This is a genomic window from Blautia sp. MSK.18.38, assembly GCF_024460535.1.
Classification (GTDB): domain Bacteria; phylum Bacillota; class Clostridia; order Lachnospirales; family Lachnospiraceae; genus Blautia_A; species Blautia_A fusiformis.
Map to the genome: position 1 here is coordinate 1 of NZ_JANFYP010000057.1, position 4,659 is coordinate 4,659.

Consider the following 4,659-nt stretch of genomic DNA (forward strand, 5'->3'; position numbering starts at 1 on the left):
TATTAATGTTTATTGCATTGGCAGTTGCTCTCGTATGCAAGAAAAAATCTAAAAAGGTACCGCTTTTTATCATCAGACCAATTTTTCTGGTTGGTTTGTTATTTATCATGTTTCAGGCAGTATTTGTGCAGCGAAATTTTAGCTCGCTGGATAAAGCGATTCGGGCATATGATATTAAGGCGAAGCCAATAGCAACCTTGCAGGATGAGAAATCTACATATGTTATCATGGATGAAGATGGATCTATTGAAGGAAGAATTTTTCCAAAAAATGGAAAGAAATGGAAATTGCCGGATTCAGCATTTTTCAGAAAAAGTATGAGCTATCCTTCAGAAGATGCCAATATTGATATGAGATCAATAGAAATACATGGAGCATGGTATATTGTAATACTCCCACATTATCTTATGGGGGAGAATTCTATAGATGAGGTTCACGATTCGGCTGGAACAGAATTTTTAAAAACGGAATATGAGAATATAACGGTATATTATGGATATCTGAAAACGAAACCAGATGATTACTGGATTTCTGTAGATGGAGATAAAGTAGCGATCAATCTGTGAAGCGTCAAGATTGTAGGAAAAGGAGAACATAAAAATGAATATTTCACTGTCTAACTGGTGGTCGTGGGGAATCTTATTGCTGTTGCTCATGATAGTGGCAGTTGTGGATTCCAGGAAAAGAATCCCACGAAAAATATCCATATTTATACTGGTTCCGGTTTTGTCTGTGGTCATCATATTTATGATGTCCGAAAATAACAAAGAGGCTGAACAAAGTTTCCATACACTTGAGGAAGCAGTAACAGCCTATGATGATCGGTCAGATGTCGTGGCGACATTGCGAGGAAAAACTTCAGCATTGGTTATTATGGATGATGGAGATGTGATGGACTCACAGATTTTTGAAAAAACAGAAAGCGGCTGGAAACTTCCGGAAGATTCAGAGTTTCAGGACACAAAGCGTTTTACAGGAGACAGGATTATAGTCGACGTATCTACCGTAGCAGTTGATGGGGAATGGTATGTTGTGGTGTCACCATATCCGGGAATAAAATCTCCCATAACGAATGTATACGATTCGGAAGGAACAGAATTTTCCGAAGCAAAAGGAAGCGAAAACGTTTACTATGGATATCTGAAAAAATACCCAGAGGACTACTGGGTTTCTGCAAATGGACAGAAGATGGTTCCAATCGGGTTTTTGAAGGATTGGGTCAGAACTGGATGGAAAATAATAAGTAGTCATTAAAATAATAGATATCATAAAACAAAAGATTATTGGATTTCTATAAATGGGGAGAAGATATCGCTTGAGTGAAAAAACAAAACGTTTTTTTCTAATAACATTACTTCTGACACCAGCTTGCTACCAGATCATGCCGGAGATCAGAATGGCATTAGTATTGGCGGCAATGGGAGAAGCTGTATTATCGGCAGATAGAATTTGGGCAAGAAATGAAAGGTTTCCTTTTGCAAATTTATATGATGACAGGAATCCTCTGTATGTACGAAAAATGATGAAGAAGAGGAAATGGCTTTCTGGGATAAATGGATATTTTGTAGTACAGATTTGGCTTTTGAGTTATGTTCTTCTGATGACAGCAGGGTTCATTTCTGATCATATAATACATAGAAGATATCAGGAAATCAGACTGGAATTTTTCTGGATTTACTGGGGAATAATAATGAGTCTTGGTGTAGTGGAGGCATATTATATCCACATTTATAAGAAAAGTTTCTGCTATCCGAGAAATAAAAAAGGTATCTGGATGCCATTCAGCTTTATCGGATATGAAATGCAGGGACTGGCAGGAAGGATACTGCCTGATCCAACAGAAGAAATGGAGAAAAATCAGCCTCTGGTGTTCGAAGAATGTCTTTTTAAAAGCGGATATGCTAAAAAAGCAAATTATATATTAAAAGAGAATGACCAAATCTGTTTTTATCAGAAAAGAAAAAATCAACAGGTAAACTTATGGGCGATCATTGATATAGCAGATATGGAGAAAATGCATATCCAGCTTTTGAATGATGCATTTGAGATTTTCTGGTGTAATGAGCTGACCAGAGAAGAAAAAAAGAAAGATGTACGTTTTACATTTGTAATCCAGACTGAGAGAATCAATGATGCTATAGGCAGGATTTTTTATGACGGATCAGGAATACGAATGTATAAACATCGAAGTCGTATGGCTGTTTTGTATGAGAAAAAACATGACATCATAAAAATAAAATGTACGGACCGTAAGTCCAGATATAAAAATATTTACAGAGAAATGAGAGAAGAACTGAAGCGGGTGATCGGAAGACGTGATATAGATCTGTAGACTGTATGCAAAGGGGATGTGAAAAAATATGCTGATCAAAGTGATAAAACCAGTTGTATATCTGGTAATTATTATTAATCTGGTGATCGCTATTTCTTATAAAAGAAAATCAAAAAAGACACCAGTTAAGGTTGTTGCGTCAATTGTTATATTAGGAATCGGACTCTTTGTTTGCGATACAGTGTATACTCACCGAAGTTTCAGTTCTGTGGAGAAAGCCGTGGAAGCATATGGTGATAATGCTGAGATCATCCGTATTCTGCAGGGAGAAAATTCTACATATGTTATCATGGATAACGAAGGAACAGTAGAGGGGAAGATTTTTCCGGAAAGTTCTGGGAAATGGAAATTGCCGGATTCTATATTTTATGGTACAGGCAGAGAGTATCAAGATGTAAAGATAAATATCGATATGTCAACGATAGAAATCAATGGGGAATGGTATGTACTGGTAACACCGAATGATGATAATTACGTAGTAGCCGATGTGAAGGATTCTGTAGGAACAGAATTTCTGGAAGCAGAAAATAACAAAAATGAAAAGATATGTTATGGATACATGGAACACAAACCGAAAGATTACTGGATTTCTGTAAATGGGGAGAAGATATCGCTTAATTAAAAGAATATATATTAGAAAAGAAAGAGGTAATTATACAGAAAAATGATCGACGTGTTGAGCAAATCAATTTATTTGTGTGTATATGTCCTGATGTTTACTGGATTACTGAAATCTTTTTATTTCTATTTGGCGCCGGTCGGTGTAATGGAAATTTTGGCGGTTCTGGTAAGCCTGATGATCTCAAATATTCTATTTATTCCTACAGTTATTATACCGTCAAGATGGAAAACCCCTTATAATGTGCCGGATAGTTATAACTGTCAGAATCCATTTTATGTACACGGTATGTTAAATGACAAAAAGGAATCGAAATATGCTCTTCCTATCAGGAAAAACGGAAAGTTAAAAAGTTTTTTGTTTTTGCGAAAAATAATGATTCTGTGGCTGGGAGTGTATTTTACATATCTGGGGATGCAGTATTTAAATCCAGATATAAATAGTACAGTGATAGAAATCCTTCTGAATATCTCGCTGGCTTTTATGATCATGGCAAGATCATGCATGTGGATATTTTATGTGAAATTTTATAAAAAGAATTATAAATATCCAACAGATAAAGAAGGAAATTGGGCGCCATTCAGTTTTCTGTGCCAGAATATCAATATGTATTATGAAAATCCGGTGTGTTACAGGGATTTACAGACACATTCTGATGTAATGGAAAAAGGTTTTGGAATTTATCAGTATATAAATACGTATAAAGCTCCTCGAAATGGAAAAACTTTTTTCTACAGATATGACAAAACAGATGAGATACATATTCTGGCATATGTAAAAACAGATCTGTTTCAGGAAGCAGATATCGGAAAATTAAATAAAGCTTTTGTAGAATTTTGGAAGCAATATATCAAAACAGAAGAGGAAAAAAAGAAAATATATTTTTCCTTTGTGATGGAAGTAGAAGATGATAATCGTGTTCTGAAGAGCATTGTACGGAATAATTCAGGGATAATGATGTATAAAAGACGATACCGTCTTGGAGCGGTATATAACCGTTATTATAATCGCCTGGAAATCCTTCCGTTATATAGATATTCGAGATATAAAAAACAATATGAGAAAATGAAAAAAGATCTGTTGGATTGTCTGGGCATATCGGATGTTGTACAGGCCTGATGACTAGGGGGGGATCATAATAAACCGAAAAAGAAAAAATAATATACCTGAAAAAATTTTATTATTTTGTATTTTATTCTTGTCATATCGTTGGATTTTTGAAGATGATAGATTCACATTTGGAGTAGCCTTTTGGGGATATTTGGCATTGACTGGATGGGTATTCAGATGTGGCGAAACACCGGATCAGGATATTTCTTCGGAAAGTGTAGATGAAAATCCTCTATATGTTTATGGGATGATGAGAAAAAATCGAAAATGGCTTTCCGGAATCAGAGGGTGTTTTCTGTTTCAAATGTTGCTTTTGACAGATGTTTTTTTTGCAGCAGTATATTCCTGTTGGAAATGTTGGACGAATAGCAGTGGGAATGATGCGATTGAAAAAGCGTTATTACCACTGTATATTTTAATGACAGCGGGGTATGTTCAATTTTTGAAGCATAGTGCTAGGATTCATGCAAGAAGCTACAGGTATATAGAGAATAAAAAAGAAATCTGGATGCCATTCAGTTTTATTTGTTACAAATATGAGAAGTTAATAGATATCAAAATAACTTTTCCAGAAGAGGTCGAAGAACGAAACGTTGTA

At 35.3% G+C, this 4,659-nt stretch carries 6 protein-coding genes; all 6 read left to right on the forward strand.

All coding sequences use genetic code 11. The features are described 5' to 3' along the window. Nucleotides 1-566: hypothetical protein (locus tag NE638_RS17515; protein WP_207719069.1), on the forward strand; the 566-nt coding region annotated here is incomplete at its 5' end. A 34-nt stretch (nucleotides 567-600) separates the two neighbouring features. Then, nucleotides 601-1,254, forward strand: a complete 654-nt coding sequence (locus NE638_RS17520) for a hypothetical protein (RefSeq protein WP_110102833.1) — start codon at nucleotides 601-603, stop codon at nucleotides 1,252-1,254. A gap of 61 nt (nucleotides 1,255-1,315) precedes the next feature. After that, the gene (locus NE638_RS17525; RefSeq protein WP_173746839.1) at nucleotides 1,316-2,332 is read left to right on the forward strand and encodes a hypothetical protein; all 1,017 of its coding nucleotides are present in this window, start codon (nucleotides 1,316-1,318) and stop codon (nucleotides 2,330-2,332) included. Between the two features lie 28 nt (nucleotides 2,333-2,360). Further along, the gene (locus NE638_RS17530) at nucleotides 2,361-2,954 is read left to right on the forward strand and encodes a hypothetical protein (protein ID WP_173740726.1); all 594 of its coding nucleotides are present in this window, start codon (nucleotides 2,361-2,363) and stop codon (nucleotides 2,952-2,954) included. 516 nt (nucleotides 2,955-3,470) lie between these two features. Continuing rightward, nucleotides 3,471-4,070 (forward strand): hypothetical protein, encoded by a 600-nt coding sequence (locus NE638_RS17535; protein WP_173740725.1) that lies wholly within the window; start codon nucleotides 3,471-3,473, stop codon nucleotides 4,068-4,070. Nucleotides 4,071-4,218: 148 nt separating this feature from the next. Beyond that, a partial coding sequence (locus NE638_RS17540; protein WP_202031317.1) for a hypothetical protein occupies nucleotides 4,219-4,659 on the forward strand: 441 nt, incomplete at its 3' end.

Excerpts from the sequence above, each read along its gene's own strand:
- NE638_RS17520 (WP_110102833.1), top strand. The coding sequence starts at position 601 with ATGAATATTTCACTGTCTAACTGGTGGTCGTGGGGAATCTTATTGCTG.
- NE638_RS17530 (WP_173740726.1), top strand. The coding sequence starts at position 2,361 with ATGCTGATCAAAGTGATAAAACCAGTTGTATATCTGGTAATTATTATT.